The sequence below is a fragment of the Orrella sp. JC864 genome, from assembly GCF_037026685.1.
Taxonomy (GTDB): domain Bacteria; phylum Pseudomonadota; class Gammaproteobacteria; order Burkholderiales; family Burkholderiaceae_B; genus Orrella.
The window spans coordinates 1-1,006 of the sequence record NZ_JBANET010000055.1 but is presented as its reverse complement, the minus strand read 5'-3'; the positions used below and the strand labels follow the sequence as shown (position 1 = coordinate 1,006).

Sequence of the window (1,006 nt, the reverse complement as noted above, 5' to 3'; positions counted from 1 at the left end):
TCTGGAGATGGGTGTCACGCGGCCGATGCCCTGGTGAGGGCGATGCCAGTTGTAGTGGTGTAGCCAGGATTTCATGGCGTCGGTGCGGTGTTGGGAGTTTTGGTAGGTGCAGGCATAGGCCCACTCGCGCAGGGCCGACTGGATGAACCGTTCAGCCTTGCCGTTGGTCTGCGGCCGGTAGGGCCTGGTGAAGCGGTGCTTGATGCCCATTTCTCGGCACAGGGCAGCGAAGGCCCGGCTACGGAAGGCCGCTCCATTGTCGGTGAGTAGTCGCCGGATGGTCACACCCAGGCGCTGGTAGTAGGCCACGGCGTCTTTGAGGAATTGGACCGCGCTGGGGCCGCGCTCGTTGGGGTGGATGTCGGTAAAGGCCACACGGGCGTGGTCGTCGATGGCCACGAACACGTAGTCCCAGCCAGCACCCTCGACAGTATCGCGTCGATTGCCCGTGACGCGATGGCCGGGCCGCTGGATGCGGCCCAGCTTCTTGATGTCGATATGCAACAGTTCGCCTGGGGCTGCGTGCTCGTAGCGCACTACCGGCTCGGCCGGCTCCAGGTCGGCCAGGCGCGAGAGGCCGGCGCGGGCCAGGACGCGGCTGACGGTACTGGCTGACACCGCCAAGGCTTGGGCAATGCGCGCCTGGGTCAGCCGCTTGCGGCGCAACTCCACGATGGCCAGCGCCTTGGCCGGGGCAATCGCCCTGGGCGAGAGCGCCGGGCGCGAGGAGGCATCAACCAGACCGGCCTGACCCTGGGCCAGGAACCGCCCCTGCCATTTGCGTACCGTCGGCGCAGTCACGCCGTACAGGCGAGCCGCTTCGAGCACTGTCAGCTCTTTGGCGAGCAGGTGTTGGACCATTTCAAGTCGACGTACGAACGTCAGTCGGGCATGCTTATGGGTGTTCATCCGGCCGGGTCTCCTGAGAAGCCTGGGTGTTTGGCGACTTCCAGTTTCTCAAATCCGGTTCGGATGAACCACGAATACAACCTATTGAATGTTCACA

At 64.4% G+C, this 1,006-nt stretch carries 1 protein-coding gene; it reads right to left on the bottom strand.

The window, feature by feature from the left end:
• Positions 1-909, bottom strand: a 909-nt coding sequence (locus V8Z80_RS20860; RefSeq protein WP_336063335.1) for an IS481 family transposase, incomplete at its 3' end; no start/stop codon positions are given.
• Positions 910-1,006 lie beyond the last annotated feature (97 nt).